At 69.5% G+C, this 24,913-nt stretch carries 22 protein-coding genes; 14 read left to right on the forward strand and 8 right to left on the reverse strand.

The window, feature by feature from the left end:
- The first annotated feature begins 117 nt into the window (after positions 1 to 117).
- The 4 genes from QYS60_RS06755 (at position 118) to sfnG (ending at position 5,369) form a co-directional block, all read left to right on the forward strand.
- Positions 118 to 1,335, forward strand: coding sequence for an acyl-CoA dehydrogenase family protein (locus tag QYS60_RS06755; RefSeq protein WP_371382736.1), 1,218 nt, complete (start codon positions 118 to 120; stop codon positions 1,333 to 1,335).
- On the forward strand, positions 1,332 to 2,744 hold the full coding sequence (locus QYS60_RS06760; RefSeq protein ID WP_289378370.1) for an LLM class flavin-dependent oxidoreductase: 1,413 nt from the start codon (positions 1,332 to 1,334) through the stop codon (positions 2,742 to 2,744). Before QYS60_RS06755 ends, QYS60_RS06760 begins: the two co-directional genes overlap by 4 nt.
- 29 nt (positions 2,745 to 2,773) lie before the next feature.
- On the forward strand, positions 2,774 to 4,147 hold the full coding sequence (locus tag QYS60_RS06765; RefSeq protein WP_289378372.1) for a styrene monooxygenase/indole monooxygenase family protein: 1,374 nt from the start codon (positions 2,774 to 2,776) through the stop codon (positions 4,145 to 4,147).
- A 100-nt stretch (positions 4,148 to 4,247) separates the two neighbouring features.
- Positions 4,248 to 5,369, forward strand: coding sequence for a dimethylsulfone monooxygenase SfnG (sfnG, locus tag QYS60_RS06770; RefSeq protein ID WP_371382737.1), 1,122 nt, complete (start codon positions 4,248 to 4,250; stop codon positions 5,367 to 5,369).
- A gap of 10 nt (positions 5,370 to 5,379) precedes the next feature.
- Here the strand turns inward: sfnG and QYS60_RS06775 are convergent, their stop codons facing one another.
- The 6 genes from QYS60_RS06775 to QYS60_RS06800 form a co-directional block, all read right to left on the reverse strand.
- A complete protein-coding gene (locus tag QYS60_RS06775) occupies positions 5,380 to 5,871 on the reverse strand; it encodes an NAD(P)H-dependent oxidoreductase (protein ID WP_371382738.1) in 492 nt (163 codons plus the stop codon).
- Between the two features lie 222 nt (positions 5,872 to 6,093).
- Positions 6,094 to 6,606: a winged helix-turn-helix domain-containing protein gene (locus QYS60_RS06780; protein ID WP_054371808.1), complete on the reverse strand. Its 513-nt coding sequence runs from the start codon at positions 6,604 to 6,606 to the stop codon at positions 6,094 to 6,096.
- Between the two features lie 101 nt (positions 6,607 to 6,707).
- Entirely contained in the window at positions 6,708 to 7,271 is a 564-nt protein-coding gene (locus QYS60_RS06785) for a flavin reductase family protein (protein ID WP_371382739.1), read from the reverse strand.
- A 64-nt stretch (positions 7,272 to 7,335) separates the two neighbouring features.
- Positions 7,336 to 7,407, reverse strand: coding sequence for a putative leader peptide (locus QYS60_RS06790; RefSeq protein WP_353852504.1), 72 nt, complete (start codon positions 7,405 to 7,407; stop codon positions 7,336 to 7,338).
- A gap of 95 nt (positions 7,408 to 7,502) precedes the next feature.
- Positions 7,503 to 8,330 (reverse strand): NADPH-dependent oxidoreductase, encoded by an 828-nt coding sequence (locus tag QYS60_RS06795; RefSeq protein ID WP_289378400.1) that lies wholly within the window; start codon positions 8,328 to 8,330, stop codon positions 7,503 to 7,505.
- A gap of 94 nt (positions 8,331 to 8,424) precedes the next feature.
- A complete protein-coding gene (locus QYS60_RS06800; protein WP_371382740.1) occupies positions 8,425 to 9,543 on the reverse strand; it encodes an LLM class flavin-dependent oxidoreductase in 1,119 nt (372 codons plus the stop codon).
- Between the two features lie 492 nt (positions 9,544 to 10,035).
- On the opposite strand from QYS60_RS06800, the gene QYS60_RS06805 reads away from it, so the two are divergent.
- The 8 genes from QYS60_RS06805 to QYS60_RS06840 all read left to right on the forward strand — a co-directional run bounded on the left by QYS60_RS06805 (position 10,036) and on the right by QYS60_RS06840 (position 18,217).
- Positions 10,036 to 11,100 carry an isopenicillin N synthase family dioxygenase gene (locus QYS60_RS06805; protein ID WP_371382741.1) on the forward strand — a complete coding sequence of 355 codons (1,065 nt, stop codon included), beginning with the start codon at positions 10,036 to 10,038 and terminating at the stop codon, positions 11,098 to 11,100.
- Positions 11,097 to 11,936 carry a MetQ/NlpA family ABC transporter substrate-binding protein gene (locus QYS60_RS06810; protein WP_371382742.1) on the forward strand — a complete coding sequence of 280 codons (840 nt, stop codon included), beginning with the start codon at positions 11,097 to 11,099 and terminating at the stop codon, positions 11,934 to 11,936. The genes QYS60_RS06805 and QYS60_RS06810 overlap by 4 nt, the downstream gene beginning before the upstream one ends.
- A complete protein-coding gene (locus QYS60_RS06815; RefSeq protein ID WP_010596240.1) occupies positions 11,933 to 12,943 on the forward strand; it encodes a methionine ABC transporter ATP-binding protein in 1,011 nt (336 codons plus the stop codon). Before QYS60_RS06810 ends, QYS60_RS06815 begins: the two co-directional genes overlap by 4 nt.
- The gene (locus QYS60_RS06820) at positions 12,940 to 13,608 is read left to right on the forward strand and encodes a methionine ABC transporter permease (RefSeq protein WP_010596241.1); all 669 of its coding nucleotides are present in this window, start codon (positions 12,940 to 12,942) and stop codon (positions 13,606 to 13,608) included. The genes QYS60_RS06815 and QYS60_RS06820 overlap by 4 nt, the downstream gene beginning before the upstream one ends.
- A gap of 119 nt (positions 13,609 to 13,727) precedes the next feature.
- Positions 13,728 to 14,771 carry a YeiH family protein gene (locus tag QYS60_RS06825; RefSeq protein WP_371382743.1) on the forward strand — a complete coding sequence of 348 codons (1,044 nt, stop codon included), beginning with the start codon at positions 13,728 to 13,730 and terminating at the stop codon, positions 14,769 to 14,771.
- A gap of 170 nt (positions 14,772 to 14,941) precedes the next feature.
- Positions 14,942 to 16,903 (forward strand): gamma-glutamyltransferase, encoded by a 1,962-nt coding sequence (gene ggt / locus QYS60_RS06830; protein ID WP_289378385.1) that lies wholly within the window; start codon positions 14,942 to 14,944, stop codon positions 16,901 to 16,903.
- A 133-nt stretch (positions 16,904 to 17,036) separates the two neighbouring features.
- Positions 17,037 to 17,465, forward strand: a complete 429-nt coding sequence (locus QYS60_RS06835) for a CBS domain-containing protein (protein ID WP_003938628.1) — start codon at positions 17,037 to 17,039, stop codon at positions 17,463 to 17,465.
- An 80-nt stretch (positions 17,466 to 17,545) separates the two neighbouring features.
- Entirely contained in the window at positions 17,546 to 18,217 is a 672-nt protein-coding gene (locus QYS60_RS06840; RefSeq protein ID WP_371382744.1) for a hypothetical protein, read from the forward strand.
- Here QYS60_RS06840 and QYS60_RS06845 read toward each other — a convergent pair.
- Positions 18,208 to 19,932 (reverse strand): cutinase family protein, encoded by a 1,725-nt coding sequence (locus QYS60_RS06845; RefSeq protein ID WP_371382745.1) that lies wholly within the window; start codon positions 19,930 to 19,932, stop codon positions 18,208 to 18,210. The two genes, QYS60_RS06840 and QYS60_RS06845, sit on opposite strands and share 10 nt — an antisense overlap.
- Before the next feature lie 219 nt (positions 19,933 to 20,151).
- Here QYS60_RS06845 and QYS60_RS06850 point away from each other — a divergent pair, with 219 nt between their 5' ends.
- Together QYS60_RS06850 and QYS60_RS06855 are read left to right on the forward strand one after the other, a co-directional pair.
- The gene (locus QYS60_RS06850; protein ID WP_371382746.1) at positions 20,152 to 20,562 is read left to right on the forward strand and encodes a PPOX class F420-dependent oxidoreductase; all 411 of its coding nucleotides are present in this window, start codon (positions 20,152 to 20,154) and stop codon (positions 20,560 to 20,562) included.
- 302 nt (positions 20,563 to 20,864) lie between these two features.
- Positions 20,865 to 22,169: an MFS transporter gene (locus QYS60_RS06855; RefSeq protein WP_371382747.1), complete on the forward strand. Its 1,305-nt coding sequence runs from the start codon at positions 20,865 to 20,867 to the stop codon at positions 22,167 to 22,169.
- A gap of 110 nt (positions 22,170 to 22,279) precedes the next feature.
- Here QYS60_RS06855 and dnaB read toward each other — a convergent pair whose 3' ends face one another.
- Positions 22,280 to 24,490: a replicative DNA helicase gene (gene dnaB / locus QYS60_RS06860; protein ID WP_371382748.1), complete on the reverse strand. Its 2,211-nt coding sequence runs from the start codon at positions 24,488 to 24,490 to the stop codon at positions 22,280 to 22,282.
- Positions 24,491 to 24,913 lie beyond the last annotated feature (423 nt).

Below are 24,913 nucleotides of genomic sequence, written 5' to 3' on the forward strand. Positions count from 1 at the left end.
GCCACACGCCCGTTCCCGGCGCCAGTATTGAACTCCGGCCGATCGCAACCGGTGCCATCGCGGGCCCGATTGTCCATCGTTGTGTCGACATCGACGCCACACCGAGGAGCATGACAGGTGAGCAGTTCAACGATCCAGACGCCGGCCGTGACCGACAACGAACTCCGGGAGCGCTTCCGGCCGATCTTCGACCGGATCGCCGAGGGAGCCGTCCAGCGCGAGCACGAGCGCCGGCTGCCGTTCCACGAGGTGCAGTGGCTGCGGGAGGCCCGTTTCGGCGCCCTTCGGGTACCGGTCGAGTTCGGCGGCTTCGGTGCCACGGTCCGTCAGCTGTTCGACCTGCTGATCGACCTCGCTGCCGCCGAGTCGAACCTGCCACAGGCGCTGCGCGTGCACTGGAGCTTCGTCGAGGACCAGAGGCTCGCGGGTGACGAACGCGCCCGCCACTGGCTCGCGGCCGCCGCGGACGGCACGCTCGTCGGCAACGCCATCACCGAACCGGGCGTGGGTGCCGCCGACCGCTACCGCACGACCCTCACCCGCAAGGGTGGCGACTGGGTTCTCGACGGAATCAAGTACTACAGCACCGGAAGCCTGTACGCCGACCACATCCTCGTCGCCGCGGACCGCGACGGTGAGCGGGTCTCGGTACTGGTGGACGCGCAGCAGGCAGGCGTCGAGCAGACCGACGACTGGGACGGTTTCGGCCAGCGGCTCACCGCGAGCGGTACCACCACCTTCACGGGAGTCGTGGTGCCGGAGGACCGCATCCTCGGGCCCGGCTACGGCGCCCCGGGCCGCACCTACGCGACCGCCTACCTGCAGCTGGTGCAGCTCGCGGTGCTCGCCGGCATCGCCCGGCGCGCCGAGGCCGACGCCGTCGACTGGGTTCGGGCACGCACCCGCACGTTCACCCATGCCGTGGCCGATCTGCCACGGCACGACCCGCTGGTCCAGCAGGTGATCGGGAAGCTGTCGGCCGCGGCCTTCGGTGCCCGCGCCGCCGTGCTCACCGTCGCCGACGACCTCGACGTCCTTCTCGACGCGGGCGCCGACGACCCCGAGCTGCTCGACCGCGCCGAGGCTTCCGCCGCCCGCGCCCAGTCGGTGGTGATCGGGCTCGTCCTCGACGCGACGACGCAGCTGTTCGAGGTCGGCGGCGCGTCCATCACCTCGTCGGAGGCGGCCCTGGACCGGCACTGGCGCAACGCACGTACCGTCGCGGCGCACAACCCCTTGATCTACAAGCAGCAGGCCGTCGGCGCCCATGTGCTCAACGGGGATCCGCTCCCCTACGCCTGGAGCGCGGGCCGTCGCCCCGGAGTCATCGCGTGACACGGCACATCCGCTTCAACGCGTTCGACATGAACTGCGTGGCCCACCAGTCCCCCGGACTGTGGCGCCACCCCGCGGACCGGTCGCACCGCTACACCGACCTCGGGTACTGGACCGAGCTTGCCCGGCTCCTCGAACGCGGCCTGTTCGACGGCCTGTTCATCGCCGATGTGCTCGGCACGTACGACGTCTACGGCGGTACCGACGAGGCGGCGCTGCGGCAGGGGGCGCAGATCCCGGTGGCCGATCCGCTCCTGCTCGTCTCCGCGATGGCCGCGGCGACCGAGCATCTCGGCTTCGGCATCACCACCGGAACAGGATTCGAGCATCCCTACCCGTTCGCGCGGCGGCTCTCGACCCTCGACCACCTCACCCGCGGCCGCATCGGATGGAACGTCGTCACCGGATACCTGCCGTCCGCGGCTCGCAACTTCGGCGAAGCCGACCAGCTCGATCACGACACCCGCTACGACCACGCCGACGAGTACCTCGAGGTGCTCTACAAGCTGTGGGAGGGCTCCTGGGAGGACGACGCCGTCGTCCGGGACGCCGAGCGCGGCATCTACATCGACCCGGAGAAGGTGCACCACATCGGGCATCGCGGTCCGCATTTCACGGTGCCCGGCATTCACCTGTCCGAACCGTCACCGCAGCGGTCCCCGGTGATCTATCAGGCCGGGGCGTCGCCGCGCGGCGTGCGCTTCGCGGCGGAGAACGCGGAGGCGATCTTCGTCGGGCCGCCGTCCAAGCGGGTCCTGCGCGACACCGTGGCCCGCATCCGGGCCGCGCTCGTCGACGCCGGCCGCGATCCGTACTCCGCGCGGATCTACGCCCTCGCCACGATCGTCACGGACGCCACCGACGAGGCTGCCGCGGCCAAACACGAGGAGTACAAGCGGTATGCCAGCCTCGAAGGCGCGCTGGTGTTCACCTCCGGCTGGATGGGTATCGACCTGTCCCGCTACGACCTCGACGAGCCGATCGGCAACGTCGAGAGCAACGCCATCCGCTCCGCGGTCGCGGCCTTCCAGGAGGCCGACGACGACGGCCGCGAATGGCGGGTCCGCGACATCGCCGAGTGGGCGAGCATCGGCGGACTGGGCCCCCGCTTCGTCGGCTCCGGCGAGTCCGTCGCCACCCAATTGCAGGAGTGGGTAGCCGAAACCGACGTCGACGGGTTCAACCTCGCCTATGCCGTCACGCCCGGCTCGTTCGAGGACGTGATCACCCACGTCGTCCCCGTCCTCCAGGAGCGCGGTGCCTACCCGACGACCTACACCGAGGGAACGCTGCGCCACAAGCTCTTCGGCAAGGGCGACCGTCTCCCCGACGAGCATCGGGGCGCCCGTTACCGGCTCGGCGCGTCCCTCTCGACCGTGACCGACCGCTACCGCGCCTACGTCGGCTGATCCATCACCGCCCATCACGAGGAGATTCCATGACCACCACTCGACGTTCCGTCGCCGTCGTCGGCGCCGGACTGGCCGGGACCACGGCCGCGCTCGGCTTCCTCGATGCCGGATTCGACGTCACCGTCTTCAGCGACCGGGATCGCGAGTCGCTGCGCAACGACGTGCCGGCGACCGGAACGGCCGTCTACTTCGGCAAGTCCCGCGAGTCCGACGCCCGGATCATCGAGGATCTGTACGCCGACGGACCCCATTCGACCGGCATGAGCACGCGCCTGTATTCGGGCGACGGCGACACCCGCGCCGAGGTCCTCGAGTTCGACCCGGATTTCCGGTACGTCGCGCAGGGCGTCGACGTCCGGCTGCGGGCGGACGACCGGCTGGGCCGTTTCCTCGACCGGGGTGGCCGGTTCGAGGTGCGCGCGGTGACGCCGGAGAGTCTCGATGCGATCGCCGCCGAGCACGACCTGACGCTCGTCGCGACCGGCAAGGGCGGCCTGTCGTCGCTGTTCCCCGTCGACGCCGAGCGCACCGTCTACCGCGAGCCCCAGCGCAACCTGCTGCTGGTGACGCTCCGGGGACTCGGGCACGGCCCGGACACGTGGGGTTACCGCTCCGAGGCGGGGGGCGCCCACAACCTGTTCAACCTGCACACCGAGTACGGCGAGGCCTGGCTCGGCCCGTACCTGCACAAGGACGCGGGTCCGACGTGGAGCTTCCTCGGCTTCGCCAAGCCGGGCAGCCCGTGGGTCGAGCGGTTCGAGGCGGTCACCGACGTCCACAGCGCCCGTCGCACCGTCGTCGAGCTGTACCACGACTACTTCCCGCAGGACGCCCCCGAGGTGGAGAAGCTCGAGGTCATCGAGGCCGATCCGCACTCCTGGCTGCGCGGGTCCGTCACCCCGACGGTGCGGCGGGCGGTGGGCCGCACGGCCGGGGGCCACGTCGTCGCCGCGATCGGCGACACCGCCATCGCGTTCGACCCCATCGCCGGCCAGGGCGCACAGAACACCGTGGTGCAGGTGGCGGCGCTGATCGAGGCGGCACGCGGCCACGAAGGCGAGTTCACCGCCGACTGGCTCACGGAGCAGTTCGAAAAGCACTGGGACACCCGCGGTCACGCCGCCGCGGAGGTGACCCGGTTGTTCCTCGGCGATCCGAAGTACGCCGTGCACGCGGAGTTGCTCTTCCCTGCGGCGACCGTGAGCGAGCCGGTGGCCGCCGCGCTGTTCGGGTTCCTGTCCGAACCCGGCACGCTGCTCGGCATCGACACCCGCGACGACGTGCTGGCATTCATCACCGCGCATGCCGGCGAGCCGGCCGAGGACGTGCTGGCGCGGTTCCAGCCGAGTGGCGGCTTCAGCGCGTCGCCGCTCGCCGGTGCGGCGGTCCAGCCCGCCTGACGACGACTCGGTCCCGACCGTCGCGACCGCTCGCGACGGTTGGGATCGCGTTGATTCCAACGATTGGGCGCCGACCGCACGAACGCTTGAATTGGTGCCCATGTCGACCGAACACATCACCCCCGAGATCAAGTTCGCCTACTGGGTGCCCAACGTCAGCGGCGGCCTGGTCACCTCGAACATCGAACAGCGCACCAGCTGGGACTACGACTACAACGTCCGGCTCGCCCGCACCGCCGAGAACAACGGCTTCGAGTACGCACTCAGCCAGGTACGGTACGAGGCCAGCTACGGCGCGGAGTTCCAGCACGAGTCCACCAGCTTCTCCCTCGCTCTCCTGCTGGCCACCGAGCGCCTGAAGGTGATTGCCGCCGTCCATCCCGGACTGTGGCAGCCCGCGGTGCTCGCCAAACTGGGTACCACCGCCGACCAGCTCTCCGGCGGCCGGTTCGCTGTCAACGTCGTCAGCGGCTGGTTCAAGGACGAGTTCACCCACCTCGGCGAGCCGTGGCTCGAGCACGACGAACGCTACCGCCGCAGTGCCGAGTTCCTGCAGGTGCTGCGCAAGATCTGGACCGAGGACGATGTCGACTTCCGCGGCGATTTCTACCGCATCCACGACTTCACCCTCAAGCCCAAGCCGGCCAACACGCCCGAGCGACCCAATCCCGAACTGTTCCAGGGCGGTAACTCCACCGCCGCGATCGCCAACGGTGGGCGCTTCGCGGACTGGTACTTCAGCAACGGCAAGGACTACGACGGCATCAGCGAGCAGATCGCCGACCTGCGCGCCGTCGCCCGCGAGCACCAGCGCGAGGTCAAGGTCGGCCTCAATGGGTTCATCATCGCCCGCGACACCGAGAAGGAAGCGCGCGACACTCTCCGCGAGATCATCGAGAAGGCGAACCGCCCGGCGGTCGAGGGCTTCCGCGGCGCCGTGCAGCAGGCCGGTGCGTCCACCGGGGACAAGAAGGGCATGTGGGCCGACTCGGCATTCGAGGACCTGGTCCAGTACAACGACGGCTTCCGCACCCAGCTCATCGGCACGCCCGAGCAGATCGCCCACCGCATCGTCGAATACCGCCGGCGCGGAGTCGATCTCATCCTGTCCGGCTTCCTCCACTTCCAGGAGGAGATCGAGTACTTCGGCGAGAAGGTGCTGCCGCTCGTGCGCGAACTCGAGGCCGCCGATCAGGACGACCTCGAGCCCGTGGTCGTCTGACCCGGCCCGCTCACCGCCACGCGGATCGCAGGACAGGCGCCCAGCGCTGGGCGTAGTCCGCGATCCGCGTGTCGGTGGTGTAGGTGGAATCGAGCAGGTACAGCCCCGACGCCGGGGTGGTGGCGCCGAGTTCGACGAGCACCGGCTCGAGCAGCAGGTCCGGGGCCAGGGCGTGGGCCGGGCCGGCGCCGAGCATGAGCGGCACGGCGGTGACGTCGCGCAGGCCGTCGCCGGTGGCGAACTGGTCGAGGAACAGCTCGAGGATGCCGGTGTAGGTGGCCTTGAAGGTGGGGCTGGCGAAGACCACGAGGTCCGAGGCGGCGACGGTGTCCACCGCGGCCTTGACGGCGTCGTCGCCCCAGCCGAGCAGGCCGGGTCCGAGGGTGATCACGTCGACGACGTGGTCGGGTGCGGAGCCGGTGAGTTCGGTGGCCAGGAGGGTGGCGGCGTCGAGGGTGCGGGAGCCGGGCTTGGGGTTGCCGGCGACGACGGTGGACTTCACGCAGGGGCCTTTCCACATACATTCGGGATATCCCGACGCGGTGCGCTGCCGGGAGGTTCTGGTCGGACCGCGCTCACCATGTGCACAGCTCTATCACCGCGCGGGTGGTGGCGACGTCCGGCCACCGGACCTCGGCGAACAGCCGCCGCAGTAGACCTGGCGTCTCCGATTCGGGGGCGGCCGCCGAAGGGCGACCTGCGGGGAGATCATCGTGCTCGGGCGTCATGCGCACCGCCTCGTCAGCAGTTCCGTGATGTGAACGGCCGGGTGCGGGTCGAAGCGGTATCCGCTGCCGCGGACCGTCGAGATGATGCTGCCGAACTGCTGCAATTTGGTCCTGATCCGGGAGACGTGGACATCGACGTTCCGGCCGCGACTGTCCACCTCCCGCACCCCGGTGCCGAGGTCGCGCAGGACGGCCCGGGACACCACGGTCCTCGGGTTGCGGACGAGATAGGCGAGGATCTCGAACTCGCTGTGGCTGAGCAGCACTCGCCGGCCGTCGAGTAGGACGTCGCGGGCGGGAAGGTCGATGATCAACGGGATGGGGGTCGGGCTGAGCACCGTATGGGTGCTCACGCCCGGAACCAGATCCTGGGCGGCCTCGCGAAGGGCGTCGGCCAGCGCCGCCAGGTCACGCGAGGAGTGTGTTCCGATGTCGGGCAGTCGCAGGACGAGAACGAGTTCGGCACCGGCGGCGGTGACTACGTCATTGCGAGTGGCGAGGATTTCCATGTGAGGCTCCGGTCGAGGAGGGGATCCGACGAGCTGACGGGCGATGCGGTGCGGCGACAGCTCGGACACTCGTTCCGGAGACTCGGCAGGTGACTCATGGTTCACTCCTCCAATGCGACGGGGCGGTGATAGGCGCCCTCGTGGTAGAGCAACGGAATACGCTTGCCCTCCGCCGGATTCGGGTCCTCGTGCGCACGAACCACGACACCGACGACCAGAGTGCTGTCACCGAGCGGAATCAACCGGTCGACGACAACCCGGAGCCAGACCGGCGTGCCGTGTAGAACGGGTTCACCGGATTCGAGTCGGGTCCAGAGCGACTCGTCGGAGAACCGCTCCGACGCGCTACGCGCGAAGCGCTGCGCGAGATGCTGCTGGTGGTCGCCCAACAGGTGGATCACCAACGACTCGGCCGAGCGGACGGCGCCGATGCTCGACGACGTGTCGGTGATGTTGAACGACACCAGCGGCGGATCGAGGGAGAGCGAAGCGAAGGACGTCGCAGTGAACCCGACCGGGCCGGAGCCGGATTCGAGAGTGACGATCGTGACCCCGGCTGGGTGCCGCCGAAGGGCCGAGCGGTATTCGTCGCCACGGACGCCCGGAGCGTGCTCCGATGCGGCGGTGGCGGAGTATTCGAGGGCATTCGACATCGACAGGGACATAGCCGTTCCTTGAAGGAGGTACATACCGAGACGGAGGGAGAAATCGGGAAGACACGTACTCAGGTCAGGAGGCACAGAGACACGAGCGGGTGCGGCACAGGTCCACGTGCCTGCGGCTCCACGCTGTTTCGGTCATAGTGCTCGATCCTCACCTGTCTGCAGTCGATCGTGGCGGTCCCCGACGGTCTTCGTCGGGGTACAGCCGAGGCGGTGCCGGGGTTGCCGGCGCCTCTAGTTCGTCGGGAAACCCCTTTCGCGCAACGCATCTCGTAGTCGGCGGCGCGATCCCAGAGTACCCGGATCCGTCAGTCGTGCCACGATTCGCCCGGTCCAGCTGCCCGGCAGGCCCTGTCGACGGTAGAAGTCCTCGGCGCGGGTGTCGTATCGGGCGATACCCGCGTCCTGCGCCTCGAGTCGGTAACGGTCCCGGTGGCACACCACGTCGAAACCGAGTCGCGGCTTGACCTCGGCCCGCTCCGCCGGATCGGGGAAGCCGACCGAGAGGCCGACGACCGGGAAGACCCGCTGCGGCAGTTCCAGGACGTCGGCGACGCGCTCGGGCTCGTTGCGGATGCCACCGATGTACACGGTGCCCAGGCCGACCGATTCCGCCGCGACCACGGCGTTCTGCGCGGCCAGGGCCGCGTCGACCACGCCTAGCAGGGTGCCCTCGGCGAAGTCCGCGTTGACGAGTTCTCGGCCGTGGACCGTAGCGATGCGCTCCGCGCGTGCGAAGTCTGCGAGCCAGACCAGGAAGAGCGGCGCGCGGCGGACCGCATCCTGATCGCCCGCAAGGGTGGCGAGCGCATCGATCCGCTCGCGGTCGGTGACGGCGACGACAGACCACAGCTGCAGATTGCTCGAGCTGGCCGCGGACGACGCGGCCGCGACGACGGCGCGCAGATGGTCCTCGGGGACGGGACGGTCGAGGAACCGGCGCACCGACCGATGCGCCAGCTGAGTCGCCAGCACCGCGTTCCAGGGGCCGGTCGCATCCGCAGCACCGAAGCGTCGTTCGAGAGCATCGCGTTGTTCGAGAGCACCGGAGCGAGCGACCACCCGATCCGCGCCGGCGCCGGGGTTCGCTGTGAGTGGGTGGGACGTGGTCACGGATGGAGCCCTTCTGGCCGGTTCCCGGCCGGTCGACGGATCGCTATCGGCTGCCCACCGGCGAGTCGGCGGTGAACCCTCTGGCGCGCTCGGTGTCGGATTCGCTCCACAGCGTCGTCGGCGGTACCTCCGCGCGCACCAGCGGCACGACCTCCTCGGCGAATCGACGCAGGGTGTCCTTCTGGCGTTCGAAGTCGAGCACGTGGTTGACGGATACGGATTGGAGGACGTGGCCGAAGCATTCGTGGTAGTCGAGGATCTTCTCGGCCACGCGGTCCGGCGAACCGACCAGGGCCGGACCCCGCTCGACCGCCTCGTCGATCGTGCGGAAGCTGGTGGTCTTGCCGACGGCGCCCGGACCGTGTTTCCTCTTGTCGGCCTGGCGTACCGCACCTTCGTAGATGGGCCGGTACTCCTCGATCGCCTTCTCCGTGGTGTCCGCGAGGAACAACCCGCCCGAACCCGATCCGACGTAGGCCTTCGCCGGGTCGTGACCGTGTGCGGCGTAGTGCTCGCGGTATCGATCGATCAGGACCTTGTAGTTCTCCCGGGGTTGCAGGGCGTTGGCCGTCACGATCGGGTCTCCCCACTTCGCCGCCAGGTCCACGGCGCGCGCCGACGTGGCGGATCCGTGCCAGATGCGGAACGGCCCGTCGAACGGGCGGGGTAGCGTCGTGACATCGGCGAGGGCCGCTCGGTACTCACCCGACCAGTCGACGTGTTCCTCCCGCAGCAGCCGGCGCAGCAGTTCGTAGTTCTCGGTGAGGTAGTCGTACTGCCTGCCGATGTCGAGGCCGAACAGGGGGTACTGGAGCACCTCGTTGCCCTTGCCGATGACGATCTCGAGGCGGCCCCGGCTCAGTTGATCGACGGTGCACAGATCCTCGGCGACGCGCACGGGATCGAGCACCGACAGCACGGTCACGCCGGTGGACAACAGGATCCGCTCGGTGGCCTGTGCGATGGCACCGAGGACGACGGTCGGGCTGGACGAGAGCACGTCGCCGGCATGACGTTCGCCGACCGAGTAACTGTCGATGCCGAGCTGCTCGGCGAGCACCGCCATCTCGACGACGCGGTTCAGGCGGTCCGCGGGAGCGACGACGTCGCCGGTGACCGGATGCGGAGGGTTGAAGATGATGTCCAGTATCTGGAAGCGCACGAACTACAGAGTCTGCCGTCCCGGTGGGCGTCCGCGAAGGGTTGTCCTCGAGGTGATCGGAACCGTTGCGCCCGGCCGGACACGTCGCCGTCTCGGCATCGGCGTCACGGTAGCCGTGCACCGGGGTGCGGACCAGGATTGCGATCGTCGTGATCCGAAATCGGTGCAGGTCGGACCCGCCCGAAAGGGCGTGGGTTGTCCGAGACCCGTCCAATGGATAGCGTGACCGTCCGGCAGCACCGAGGGCGGATTCCCGCCACGAACGGGCCGCGCCCGCGGCCCATCGGAGGAAAGATGGTCGGCACCAGTCACGCGCAGGTCGTGATCGCATGCGTCGTGGGCACGCACGCCCCGGCGTGTTGTTGTCGCTGACAGCCGTCCCACCGGACGCACCCGCGTCTCCCGATACCGACATCTCCTCCGGCCGCCGGTGCCGCGTTGCCCGTTTCCCGGGCACCCGGCGCTCGACGTGGCCCGAAAGGACTCCCCGCGATGCCTCCCTCGACCACCCTGCCCGTCGTCGACCTCACAGGCCTCGACGGCGATGCCGCCACCCGGGCCGCCCTGCTCGACCGGCTGCGCCGGGTCACGCACGAGGTCGGCTTCTTCCACCTGGCCGGCCACGGCATCGACCCGGCCCTCGCCGACCGGCTGATCGCGGCGGCACGCGCGTTCTTCGCCCTGCCCGACCCCGTGAAGCTGGAGATCGAGAACTCCCACTCACCTCATTTCCGCGGCTACACCCGCGTCGGGGGTGAACGAACCCAGGGATATGTGGACTGGCGCGAGCAACTCGACATCGGCCCCGAACGGGCTCCGGTGGCACAGTTCGACCCCCATCGGCCGTGGGAGGTGCTGCACGGTCCGAACCTGTGGCCCAGCCGGGTGCCGCAGCTGCGGCCGCTCGCGCTGCAGTGGATCGAGCAGTCCGGCACGGTCGGCCGTAGACTCCTCCGCGCATGGTCCGAATCCCTTTCCGCACCAGCCGATTTCTTCGAGGGTGCGTTCACGGACCCCGATCCGCTGCTGAAGATCGTGCGTTACCCGGGCCACGACCGATCGATCACCGGACAGGGTGTGGGCAGTCACAAGGACGTGGGAGTTCTCACGTTGCTCTATCCGGAACCCGGAAGCACCGGCTTCCAGGTGGAGATCGACGGTACCTGGGTCGACGTCGAACCCCTGCCCGGACACTTCATCGTCAACATCGGCGAGCTCCTCGAACTGGCCACCGGCGGCTACCTGAAGGCGACGACGCACCGGGTCCTTCCGCCGGCTCCCGGCACCGACCGAATATCCCTACCGTTCTTCCTCAATCCCGCACTGGATCGGGCGTTGCCGCATGTGCGACTGCCTGGCGCACTCGCCGCCGAGGCCCGCGGCGTCGGTGCGGACGAGCACGGTGACGCCTTGCACGCCGTGTACGGGCTCAACGCACTCAAGTCACGACTGCGGGCACACCCCAACGTCACCGAGCGCCATCACGCCGACCTCTCGAATTCCCCCCTCATCGCCGGCCGGCCCGGCGATGTCGACGAAAGCGAACACTCCGAATGACTCTGCGCCGCAACCTGTCCTTGGTCTCCGCCGTCGCCCTCGCCACCGGACTGGCCGCCTGCTCCGCCTCCGGGACCGGCGAGGACACGCTCGTGATCTCCGCCTCCGCGACACCGCACGTCGAAATCCTGGAACACGTGCGGCAATCCGGTGCGCTCGGTGACGTCGTCCTCGACATCAAGCCCGTAACCGGCGAGGTGGACCCGAACGAGTTGCTCGAAGCCGGTGACGTCGACGCCAACTTCTTCCAGCACCACCCGTACCTCGCCGACTGGCAGCAGCAGAAGGGCGTGGACAACCTCGAGTCGGCCGCCGCCGTACACCTCGAACCGCTCGGCCTGTACTCGAACAAGATCGCCGCGGTCGCGGACCTGAAGAACGGCGACACGATCGCGCTGCCGAAGGACACGACCAATTTCGCGCGCGCGCTCTACCTCCTGGAGTCGGCGGGCCTGCTCGAACTCGACAAGCCGCTGTCCGAAGCGGACATCGCGACGGTCACTGCCGCGAACATCGTCTCGAATCCGAAGAACCTGAGGTTCGTCGAACTCGAACGCGCGCAGCTCGCGCGCACCGTCGACGATCCGGCGATCACGGCCTCGGTCGTCAACTCGAACTACGCGCTCGAAGCGGGGCTCAACCCTGCGGACGACAGCATCGTCCGAGAATCCGTCGACAACAACCCGTTCGAGAACATCCTCGTGGTGCGGTCGGAGGATGCGTCCGATCCCGCCGTCACCGCCCTCGCAGACGCCCTCGAGTCGCCCGAGGTCGCTGCCTGGATCGCCGAGAACTACGACGGCGCAGTCGTACCCGTCCACGAGGTCGGGGCGTGATCGTCGTCGACGGACTCACCAAGTCGTACCCTGCAACGGGTAGCACCGGCACGATCGACGCACTCCGCGGAATCGACCTGAAGATCGAGGAGGGAGAAGTCTTCGGCATCGTCGGCCCCAGTGGTTCCGGCAAGTCCACGCTGCTGCGATGCCTGAACCTGCTGGAACGCCCCACGAGCGGACGCATCCTCCTGCGCGGCGAGGACCTCTCGCACCTGTCCGAAGGCCGGCTGCGCGCGTCCCGCCGCCGCATCGGCACCGTCTTCCAGCAGTTCAACCTCCTGCACTCCCGCACCGTCCGCGCGAACGTCGAGTTTCCGCTCGAGGTCGCCGGCGTACGGAGGACGGAGCGCCGGGACCGGGCCGAGATGTTGCTCGAGCTCGTCGGGCTCACCGACAAGCGGGACGCCTTCCCTTCGCAGTTGTCCGGCGGGCAGCAGCAGCGCGTCGGCGTCGCCCGCGCACTCGCCGCGGAGCCCGACGTACTGCTGTGCGACGAGGCGACCAGTGCCCTCGACCCGATCACCACGGAGCAGGTGCTCGATCTGATCGCGGCCGTCAACCGGACCCTCGGCGTCACCATCGTCGTCGTCACCCACGAGCTGTCCGTGGTGCGCCGGATCTGCACGTCCGCGGCTCTGCTGGACGGGGGCCGCATCGTCGAATCCGGTCCCGTGGCCGATCTCGTAGCCGACCCCGGGTCCCGCCTCGGTGATGCGCTGCTGCCGGCGGGTGTCGGCGAGCAGAACGGTGACGTGACCGCGCTCGTCACCGCCCGCGGATCCGCCGTCGCCACGCCGTGGCTGTCCCGGCTCTCCCGCGACGTCGGGGTCGACGTCGCGGTCGTCGGCGGCCGGGTCGACCGTGTCGCCGGTACCGACATCGGCAAGCTGCACGTGCGTTTCGACGGTGACGTGGATCGCGACGCGGTGGACCGATTCTTCGCCACCCTGCCCGACGTCACCGTCGCGTGGACGACCGGCGCCGTGGCGAGAGTAGGGGCATGAACAAACTCAGCTGGTACGACGCCCTGCCCGAGGTGTGGGCCGCCACGCTCGACACCCTCTACATGGTGGGCGTCGCCTTCCTCCTCACCGTCGTGGGCGGGGTGCTCGTGGGTGTTCTGCTGCACGTGACCGCGCCGGACGGGCTGCGCCCGATCCGACCGCTGTATCTCGTTTTGGGGGCCGTGGTCAACGTGTTCCGTTCACTGCCGTTCCTGGTCCTGCTGATCGCGCTGATCGGTGTGACCCGTCTGGTGGTCGGGACTGCGATCGGGCCGACCGCCGCGCTCGTCCCCTTGACGATCGGCGCGATCCCGTTCTTTGCCCGCATCGTCGAGAGCGCGCTGCGAGAGGTTCCGCGTGGGCGGGTGGACGCGGCCCGGGCCATGGGGGCCTCGAACCGGCAGATCGTCACCAAAGTACTTCTTTCCGAATCGCTTTCGTCTCTGATCTCGGGTTCCACCCTCACCGCGGTTCTGCTGGTCGGGTACTCCGCGATGGCCGGGGTCGTCGGCGGCGGCGGGCTCGGCGACTTCGCCATCGTCTACGGGTACCAGCGCTTCAACACCCCGGTCCTGATGGTCGCGGTGGTGGTGTTGATCGTGCTCGTGCAGGCGCTGCAGACCGCGGGAGACGTCGCGGTGCGGGCGCTCGCACACCGGCGATGAATTTCGCTTCGCGGCGGCGCGGCCGTGCCTACTGCAGCATCAGCTAATATCGAATCGATATGAGGTGATGCCGAAACACCGTCTATCCGCGACGCGCGCCACCCGCCAGGGTGGAGACCATGGCCACCTCTCTCCAGGCGCTCTCGGCTCCGGCCGCGGCACGCCTGCGCGCTCCGCTCCCGGGACTCGCCGTCTGTGCCGCGGCGACAGCGGTGGCCCTCGTCGCCGCCCGCTTCGTCGGGGGCATCAGCCCCATGCTGATCGCCATCGTCCTCGGCGCACTCCTGGCCAACACGACCTCCCTCCCGGCGGCCACCGGCCCCGGCCTGGCCGTGGCCTCTCGCCGATTGCTCCGGATCGGGGTCGCGCTCCTCGGGCTGCAACTCCTCGTCACCGACGTGCTCGCCCTCGGCTGGGGCGTGCTCGGCCTCGTCGTGGCCGTGGTGGCCGGCGGCATCGCCGGGACGATGGCACTGGGCAGACTCCTCGGGCTCGACTGGACCCAGCGCCTGCTCGTCGCCTGCGGCTTCTCGATCTGCGGCGCCGCCGCCGTCGCCGCGGTGGACGGGGTCGTCGACGCCCGCAAGCAACACGTGGTCACCTCCGTCGCGCTCGTGGTCGTCTTCGGCACCGCCATGATTCCCGGCCTTCCGCTCGCGGCCTCCGCGCTGGGGCTCGACACCACCCAGGCCGGCATGTGGGCCGGGGCGGCGATCCACGAGGTGGCGCAGGTCGTCGCCGCGGGCGAAGCCGTGGACACCGGAAGCGCCGGGGCGCTGGGCGCGAGTGCGCTCGCGGTGGCCGTGACCGTGAAGCTCGCCCGGGTCGCAATGCTCGCACCCGTGGTCGCCTGGATCGGGGCGGTGTCGCGCCGCCGCAACCGCGAGCAGACCGAAGTGCGGCGACCGCCGCTGGTGCCGCTGTTCCTCCTCGGCTTCCTCGGCTGTGTCGCCCTGCGGGCCACCGGCCTGCTCCCCGACCCGGTCCTGGACATCGCCCGGCTCACGCAGACCGCATTGCTCACGGCCGCCATGTTCGCGCTCGGCACCGGCGTACGGCTCGACGTACTGCGGGGAGTGGGCTGGCGCCCCTTCGCCCTCGCCGCCGCATCCACGGTGTGGGTCTCGGCGATCGCCCTCACGGGAATCCTGCTGCTGGGATAGCGGATACGCTCCGCAGCCGCGCGCCGATCGGACACGGACAACGGTCGTGCCGCACGCGGATGACCGGACGGTTCGCCGCTGGACGCGGTGGCCCGGAGCGACGGCCCGGCCGAAACGGATTTCGTCGGAAGCACTTCGGGCACCGGCGGCCCGCTGTTACCGTCGGAGGGATGACAGCGCCGGCGAAGGTGGGCTCCCCGATCCGCGTCGCGATCGCCGCGACCCTGTCCGTCGCGTTGCTCGGCGCCTGCACGTCGTCCGGTGACGACCCGGCGGTCACCGCGGAGTGCATCTCGGTTCCCAACGGCACCCCCCTGTCCGCCGCGCCGCCGGCACCGCCCACAGGTGAGCGGGACCTGGCCACCAACCCCGAGGTCGCCACCGGCTACCGGGACGACATGACGGCCGTGACGACCGCGACGTACGCGGTGTCCACTGCCAACCCGGTCTCGACGGAGGCGGCATGCAAGGTGCTGCGCGACGGCGGCACCGTCGCCGACGCACTGGTCGTCGCGCAGACGGTGCTCGGACTCGTCGAGCCCCAGTCGTCGGGGATCGGCGGCGGCGCCTTCCTGCTCTACTACGACGCGGAGACCGGGCAGGTGCAGGCGTACGACGGCCGCGAGACGGCACCGATGTCGGCCACCGAGAACTACCTGCGCTGGATCAGCGACACCGACCGCACCGAACCCCGGCCCGACGCCCGTGCCAGCGGCCGCTCGATCGGGGTGCCCGGGGTGGTGCGCCTGCTCGAGGAGGTGCACCGCGACCACGGGAGCACCGAGTGGGCCCGGTTGTTCGACCCGGCCGTCGCCCTCGCCGAAGACGGGGTGGTGATCAGCGACCGGATGGCCGCGGCGATCGCCGACGCCGCGCCCGACCTCGCCGTCGACGACGAGGCACGGGCGTACTTCCTGAACCCCGACGGCACACCCAAGACCGCGGGCACCGTCCTGGTCAATCCGGCCATGGCGAAGACGCTCGGCACCATCGCGTCCGACGGAGCCGACGCGTTCTACACCGGAGCGCTCGCCCAGGACATCGTCGACGCCACCGCCACCGACACGGGGGGCCGCACCCCCGGGACGATGACCGTCGACGACCTCGCCGGCTACGAGGTGAAGACGCGTACCCCCGTGTGCACGCCCTACCGGGAGCACGAGATCTGCGGCATGCCGAACCCGTCCTCGGGAGGGATCGCCGTCGCGGCGACGATGGGCATTCTGGAGAACTTCGACGTGTCCGCGCTGGGACCGACCGAGGTCGACGAGAACGGGGGCGAGCCGACCGCCGACGCCGTGCACCTGATCTCCGAGGCCGAGCGGCTCGCGTACGCGGACCGCGACAAGTACGTGGCGGACTCGGACTTCGTTCCCCTGCCCGGCAATTCGCCGCAGACCCTGCTCGACGACGACTACCTGCGCGCCCGGGCGGATCTCATCGACCCGGGCCGGAGCATGGGCACGGCACAGCCCGGCGACTTCGGACCGGTGCCCCTGGGCGTTCCGGCGCAGGATCGCGAACACGGCACCAGTCACATCTCCATCGCGGACGAATACGGCAACGTGGCCTCGATGACCACGACGATCGAATCGGCGTTCGGCTCGTTCCACATGGTCGACGGTTTCCTGCTGAACAACCAGCTGACGGATTTCGCCGCCGAACCCGTGGACGAGGCCGGGGTCCCGGTGGCCAACCGCGTCGAACCGGGCAAGCGGCCGCGCAGTTCGATGGCACCGACCCTCGTGTTCGACCGCAACCCCGACGGCACCCGCGGCGACGTGCGCATCGTCGTCGGCTCGCCGGGTGGTTCCGTCATCATCCAGTTCGTGGTCAAGACCCTCGTGGGCATGCTCGACTGGGGTCTGGATCCCCAGCAGGCGGTGTCGGCGGTCGCCTTCGGCGCGGCCAACACGCCCGTCACCGGGGTCGGCGGCGAGCATCCGGCGATCGACGGCAGCGACGACGGGGCCCGCGATCCCCTCGTCGCCGAGCTGCGCGCACGAGGTCATCAGGTTGCGGTGCTCCCCCAGTCCAGCGGCCTGAGCGCGCTGCGCCGGGACGAGTCCGGGTGGATCGGCGGCGCGGACCCGCGTCGCGAGGGCGCTGTGATGGGCGACGCCACCGGATAACGATCCGGGGCGCGACTCGGAGCACGAGTCACGACTGGATAACCACCCAGAATTTCGCCGACCTGCGGGAATAAGATCGACAACCATCGATCGCCGTCACGGCGGGTGGGAACGGATGGATCGGGGTGCCCGGATGCGGATCGCGGACGTGCTGCGGAACAAGGGCCCGGTGGTGGCCACGATTGAGCCGGACCGCTCGGTCGAGGAGATGATCGGTACGCTCGCCCGCCACAACGTGGGCGCCCTCGTGGTGGTGGAGGGCGACGCCGTGATCGGCATCGTCTCCGAGCGCGACGTCGTGCGCCGGCTCCACCACCACGGCCCCGCCCTGCTCGCCGCCCGCGTCCGGGACATCATGAGCACGACGGTGTCCACCTGCCTGCCCACCGACACGGTGGACAGCCTCGCCGAGACCATGACCGAACGCCGGATCCGGCACCTGCCCGTCGTGGTGGACGGCCGCATGGTGGGCATCGTCAGCATCGGCGACGTCGTGAAGAGCCGGATCGACGAACTGCAGTGCGAACGCGACCAGCTCGAGTCGTACATCGAGCACGGCTGAACCCGGGCACGACAATTTCAGGGGGATTCTCCGGGTGATCCCGGATCCGCTCCAGCGTGCTCCGGACGACAGTGGACCCCATGGCGAAGCGTCCGGGGCAGCGGTGGCGGCAGGCGACGGTGTGGCTGCACGTGGTCACGTCCGTGGGATGGATGAGCCAGGCCCTCGCGCTGCTCGTCCTGCTGACGCTGAGCAGCACCGCGGTGGATCCCGCGGTGCGGGTGGCCGGCACGACGATGGCGCAGCACCTCGACAGCTCGCTGCTCGCCCCGCTGGCCAACGCGTCGGCGTTCACGGGCTTCCTGCTCGCGGCGGCGACGCCGTGGGGCTTCCTGCGCTACTGGTGGGTCGCGATCAAGTTCGTCCTCACCGTGGTCCAGGTGAACCTCGGGATCTTCCTGCTGTCGGCGGGCCTGAACAGTTCGGTGGACGCCACCCGCGACGGCGCGTCCGGACCGGCGGAGCCGATGATCGCGGGTACCGCTCTGATGGTCGGGGCGCTCGCCTTCCAGGCGTGGTTGTCGGTCGCGAAACCCTGGGCCCGTACCCCGTGGACGGCCGGGAAGGCGAAACTGCCCACCGCGCCGCCGTGGGTCTTCACGATGGCGACGGGCGCAGTGGCCGCCGATCTGGCCGTCGCGGTGCTGCTGGGCCATCCACTGCCCGCCTTCTCCGCGGTGGCCCTGGTCGTCGCGTCGACGACCAGGGCCAGGACGATCCGCGAGGCGAGCCTTCGACCGGCCTACGGCTGAGGCACCGGCGTGGTGGTCGTCGCGGTGGTGGTGGCCGCCGGCGTCGTGGTCTCGGCGGCACTCGACTCCGTCGTCGTGGACTCGACGGGCGGCAGCGGCTCGACGACCGGGGACTGCACTGCAGGGGACGGAACCGGGGACGTCGTGGTCGCCGTCGGAGCGGGAGCCGCCGCCTGGGCGGGCGCGGGGGCCTGGACGGGCGTCGGCGACGCCGCCGTCGTGGTGGTCGCGGCCGGGGTCCGCGAGGTGGTCGTCGGGGCGGTCGTGGTGGCCTCGGCGGCGGCCTTCTCCGCGTCCTCGTCCACCGTCGGCGGGATCGGCGCCGGATCGATCGGCTTCGACGAGACGACCAGCTTCGGGGCGGTCGACTCGGCCTCGGCCTTGTCGAGCTCGCCGCTCTCGGCCTGCTTCGCCAGGTGCGTCAGCCAGGCTGCCGCGTACTGCGCCGAGGTCAAGGGCTTTCCGTTCTCGGGGTCGGAATCGCGCCAGTAGTCGAAGTGGTGCCCGGTGTCGGGAGCGAGGGTCTGCTGGTACGGGTCGCTCAGCGCCACCTCGAGGGTGTTCTCGTTGTCGGCGAGGAACCCGATGACCTCGTTGCGGAGCTTCGCCGGCAGGTAGGCCAGGTCGATCAGCTCACCCGAGGTGATCTCCTCGTCCGTGCCGTCCGAGGCGACATCGCGGGTGACGGGCTCGTAGGACGGATCCGACACCTTGATGAGCACGTCGAGGAACGTCTCGTCGCTCTGCATCCAGTTCTCCTGCGACTGGATGTCGGCGAAGGCGGCCATGGCGATCCGCCCGAGGACTGTGGCGACGTCCAGCGCGGTCTGCGGCGTGAGGCCGTCGCGCTCGAGTGCGTCGACGTTCAGCTGCCGGCCCACGTTCACTGCGAGCTGCAGCAGGGCGATGTTCTCCGGAGCGGAACAGGTGAGGTCGCCCTCCGAGCAGAACGACGCCACCTTGCCGTCCAGCGCCCCGAAGCTTCCCGAGGTGCCCGGCAGCGAACCGCTGCCCGACGCGCTGTTGCGGCCCGACTGGTAGGCGAGGTCGAACCCGTCCGGGTTGCGGAACTCGTCCTCCGCGCCGGGGAACGGTCCCTCGCCCGCCTGACGACCGGCGTCGGCCAGGATGACCACACCGACGACCGAATCCGGATCGACGATCTCGTACGACCCGTCCTCGGCGGCCTCCTGGTTGCCGATCTCCATCGCCACCCGGCGCGCCACATCGGCGCCCTCGCTGTACCCGACGACGGCGAACTTCGTGTCGGGGCACGCCTCGCGGATCGCCTGCATCACGGTCTGGGCGTTGTCCACGCCGGTCTCGACGGCGTCGTCGTACGACGACATGTCCGCCGGGTACTCGACGTACACGGCGGAGTACGAGCCCTCCGGCACGTCGTCGCGCGGGGCGTTGACGACCTCGTCGACCCAGGGGCTGCTGAAGTCGGTGGACGAGGCCGCGGGCAGGGGGTTTCCGTCGGCGTCGAGGAGCATCGCATGCGTGCCGGGACGCGGGCTGTCGTTGCGCCCGCCGACCGCGATGCTGACCATGTCGTGGCACTCGGTGACCGAGGCGGTCAGCGTCGTCGGGGCCGTCGACGGGGCCGACGGTTCCGAGACGGCGATCGCTACCACCGCCGCCGCCCCGAGCGCCACGGGTGCCACCGCAGCCGCGACAATTCGCTTGTTTCGCACCGCCCAGTCGAGTGCCATGGTCCCACCCCATCCGATCTCGGTCCGTGTCGACGACCCCGGTTGCGGTGTCGACGCGTCGGACGGAACGTCGCTCGGGGCCTCGGTCGTGTTACATGTCCGTATCGCGGGAGTGGCCCCTGTCCCCGCGTCGTTCCGCTGGGGCAGCACCTCCGTCCGGGCCGCCTGTCCTGCGGCAACAGCCTGTGCACCGATGCGCACGCGAGTAGGCTGCCGCTCATGGCCGAACTGTCCGCTGAGGTGCGGGCCTTGCTCGGGGCGCGGAACATGGCACACGTCGCGACGCTCATGCCCGACGGCTCTCCGCACGTCTCTCCCGTGTGGATCGCGGTCGAAGGTGATCGCTTGGCGATCTTCTCCGCTCGGGAGAACCAGAAGGTCGTCAATCTACGCCGTGACGGGCGCATCGCCGTGTCCGTCTGCGACGAGCACAACCCGTATCGGTCGGTCCTCGTCCGGGGCCGGGTCGTCGAGGAACTGCACGGCGACGAAGCGGTCGCGATCATGGACCGGATGAGCAACCGCTACGTCGGTACGGACTTCCCGATGCGCTCGGCGATCGTCTCCCTCATCGAACCCGAACGAGTTCACCTGCAGGAACTGCGGTTCCGGCATCCCACCGCCACCTGAGCCGCACCATCCGAGGCCGTCCGGGCGCGCCCGTCGCCCACCATCCGGGATTCGCGCACTGCACCACTGCAGCGCATTCCGCTCCGTCCCGTCGTTCCGGAGATCGTCTTTCACTCTCGCACCCCGGGCTGAGCCTGTCTGATCCACCTCGGGACCGCCGACACAATGGTCGTTTTCACTGAGTGAAATAGCTTCTGCCTGATCGTTTTTCCCGATCGAGCTTGTCTCGCAGGGGAGTTGACGTACCGCAGTGCACACAGTCACAATCCGAACGATCACTCGGTTACGAACAGGTGTGCACTATGCGAACAAGCTCGGACGGGACCGCCACCGAGGCGGCCCGACACACGACCCGCTCCGCGCGACTCGTCATCGCGCTGTGCTGGGTCGCGGTACTCCTCGACGGCTTCGACCTCGTCGTTCTCGGTGCGGTGAACCCGGCGCTGCTGGACTACCCGGATTGGGACGTCGACGCCGGCAGCCTCACGGTCATCTCGACCGCCGGCCTGGTCGGCATGACACTCGGAGCCCTGGCCATCGGCACCCTGACCGACGTCCTCGGCCGGCGACGCACCCTCATCTTCTCCGTCACCGCCTTCTCGGTGCTGACGCTCGCATGCGCGTTCGCGACGTCACCGGAGATGCTCGGCGTCCTGCGCTTCCTCGCGGGCCTCGGCCTCGGCGGGGCACTGCCCACCGCGTTGGCGATCGTCGCCGAATTCATGCCCGGCAAGAAGGGATCCGCGTCGACGACCGTCATGACCGGCTACCACGTCGGCGCCGTGGCGACCGCGCTGCTCGCTCTCGTCCTGCTGGAGAGCTCCGGGTGGCGTGCGATGTTCGTCGCGGGCACGCTGCCGGCGTTCGTTCTCGTCCCCCTGATGTTCCGCTATCTGCCGGAGTCGCCCGCGTACCTGTCCGCGCGAGGCCGGCACGACGAAGCCGAGCGCATCGCTGCCGACTACGGACTTCCGTCCACGGATGTCGTGCCGTCGGATGCCGACCACACCCCGGCCACCGCGAAGCCGGCGTCGCCGGTGCGGGCCCTGTTCTCGCCGCAGTTGCTGCGCACCAGCGTGTCCATCTGGGTCACTTCCTTCATGGGGCTGCTCCTGGTGTACGGCCTCAACACCTGGCTGCCGACGATCATGCGGGAAGCCGGATACGACCTCGGAGCGTCGCTGTCGCTGCTGCTCGTGCTCAACGCGGGTGCCGTCGCGGGCCTGCTGGTCGCCGGCCGCGTCGCCGACCGGATCGGCGCCCGCACCGCGGGCCTCGTGTGGTTCACCCTCGCCGCGCTGTTCCTCGCGACGCTCAGCATCAACCTCGCCTACGGCGTCTACGTGCTGGTGTTCCTTGCCGGCTGCTTCGTCTTCAGTTCCCAGGTGCTCGTCTACGCCTTCACCAGCGCGGCCTACCCCGCCGAGGCACGCGCCACGGCGCTCGGCTGGTCCGCCGGCGTGGGCCGTATCGGCGCCATCTGCGGTCCGATCCTCGGCGGTGCGCTCCTGGAGGCCGGCATCGCCTACCCGTGGGGCTTCTACGCCTTCGCCGCCGTCGGCGTACTCGGCGCCGTCGCACTGTCGACGAGCCGGCCGGTGCGGTAGCGCTCGAAACTTGCCCACCGATTCGGAACTTGCCGCGTGAATTGCTTGGGCAAGTTCCGAATCGGCGCGCGAATCCCGTCGGACGTCGGCAGGGCCGCGAGGCGGACCGCTCAGCCCCGCGCCATGTCCACGAAGCGCGACAGGTGCAGCTGGTGCGCGACGGTGATCGTGGCCGTCGGACCATTGCGGTGCTTGCCGAGGATCAGATCCGCCTCACCGCCACGCGGGTCGTCACGTTCGAATGCGTCGGGCCGGTGCAGCAGAATCACCATGTCGGCATCCTGTTCGAGCGATCCCGACTCACGCAGGTCGGAGACCATGGGCTTCTTGTCGGTGCGCTGCTCGGGACCGCGGTTGAGCTGACAGATCGCGACCACCGGGACCTCGAGTTCCTTCGCGAGAAGCTTGAGGCTACGCGAGAATTCGGAGACCTCCTGTTGACGGGACTCGACCTTCTTACCGGAGGTCATCAGCTGCAGGTAGTCGACGACGATCAGCCGGATGTCGTGTTTCTGCTTGAGGCGCCGCGCTTTTGCGCGGATCTCCATCATGGTCAGGTTGGGGGAGTCGTCGATGAACAGGGGCGCTTCGCTGATCTCGCTCATCCGCCGGGCGAGGCGCGTCCAGTCGTCGTCGGTCATCCGGCCCGAACGCATGTCGCCGAGCTTGATCTTCGCCTCGGCGGAGAGCAGCCGCATGACGATCTCGGTCTTGCCCATCTCGAGGGAGAACATGACGGAAGCCATGCCGTGCTTGACCGAGCAGGACCGCAGGAAGTCCATGCCGAGCGTGGAGTTGTGGGTGGGCACCATCGACCGCCCGGCGAGATACAGGTGCTCGCCGTCGACCTCGACGCACCGCACCGGCACGGACTCGACCGGACGGACGGCGACGATGCGACGTTGCCGCGGCACCGTCGTGCGGGTCTGCTTGTGCGCCTTGGCCTTGCTGGGGAGGACGAACACGTCGTCGTCGGTGGCGAATCGCACCGTCGAGCCGGCGGTGGTGCAGGTGTAGCCGAGGCCGGTCAGCAGCTCGGCGACGTCGGCCCGCAGGCGGGCGCAGTCCGATTCGAATCGCACGGTGCCGTCGTCCTCGACGTGGCCGCCGGCGTCGAGCAGACCGGCGAGCAGTTCGCGCCGCTGCTGTTCCGACGCCCGCTGGTAGGCGCCGGGGATGTGCGCGCCGAGCGTCATGAGTTCCTCGGCGAATCCGCCCTCGCCCTGCACCCGCATGTGCACGTGGGGATCGGCCGACGGCCCACCGAGCCAGGCGCCGAGAGTGAACGGGGCGACGGGCAGATCGGCGACGGGCAGGTGCAGCGGCGCGACGTTGCCGACGATGTGGCCGGCGGAGAGCGAGGCCGCGAGCTCCCCGGTGGTGCGCACGCGCGACGGGCCGCCGTCGGAGGTGAGCCACTGGTGCTGTTCGTCGGCGACGAGGACGGTGCCGTCGGAGAACTCCACCTCGAAGCAGGGGCGGCCGTGCAGCACGTCGGTGGCGGCCAGCACCCGGGTGGGACGGCCGTGGGCGTCGAGGAGTTCGTCGCCGACGGCGACCTCGCCCATGGTCGTCCAGCCGCCGGGCGTGGGCAGGGCGGTGTCGAGCGCCAGGGCCTTGCCGACGCCCGGGCGGGCGGCGACGATGATCATCTGCCCGGCGTGGAGACCGTTGGTGATCTCGTCGAGCTCGGCGAACCCGGTGGGCACGCCGAGGGAGATGCCGCCGCGGCTGGCGATCGAGTCGATCTCGTCCATGGTGGGCTGCAGCAGCTCTTCGAGCGGGACGAAGTCCTCGGAGGTGCGGCGCTCGGAGACCTCGAAGATCTCGGCCTGGGCGCGGTCGACGACCTCGGCGACGTCCTGCCCCTCGGAGCCGGCGTACCCGTACTGGACGATGCGGGTGCCGGCCTCGACGAGGCGGCGCAGGATGGCCTTCTCGGCGACGATCTCGGCGTAGTAGCTCGCGTTCGCGGCGGTAGGCACGGTCTGGGTCAGTGTCACCAGGTAGGCGGCGCCACCGATGCGGCGGAGCTCTCCGCGCCGGTCGAGTTCTGCCGACACCGTGACGGGGTCGGCCGGCTCACCGCGGCTGTAGAGATCGAGGATCGAGTCGTACACCGCCTGGTGGGCGGGACGGTAGAAGTCGCCGGGCCGCAGTACTTCGAGCACGTCGGCGATGGCGTCCTTGCTGAGCAGCATCCCCCCGAGCACCGACTGCTCGGCGACCATGTCCTGCGGGGGCTGGCGGCCGAAGTCGCCCGCCGGCTCCTCCGGCGGTCCCGGGTACTCGGAATGGCCCCGATCGTCCACTACAGCCACGCGACGCCGTCCTTCCCCATCTCGGCACCTTCGCGGGGGACAGGCCCTGTCCACCCGCGCTCGTCACCACTTCTACCCGGCCCCACCGACACGTCCTTCGGACGCGCGCGCTCGACGTTAGGCACTGGGAACGCCCCGTCCAAATCCGCCTGTGCACACATCTGTGGATGAATTGTGGAAATGGGAGGACGGCCTTGTGCACCCCTTGGGGACAACCTGGGGACAACGCATCTCACACTCTGCATCGGTGCTGCTCAGAGGGAACAAATCGAGTTTCACAAGTGTGGAGAACAACCCGCTCGGCGTGTCGCGCCGTATGTGTTTCCGGGCGTGTTACCCGGTTCCGACACCCGTGTTGCTATGCTGCAGGTCACAAACCTACCGGTACCCTTGCCGAGTTATCCACAGGCCCTGTGGACAGAC

This window comes from Rhodococcus sp. GXMU-t2271 (assembly GCF_041414735.1).
GTDB lineage: Bacteria > Actinomycetota > Actinomycetes > Mycobacteriales > Mycobacteriaceae > Rhodococcus > Rhodococcus indonesiensis.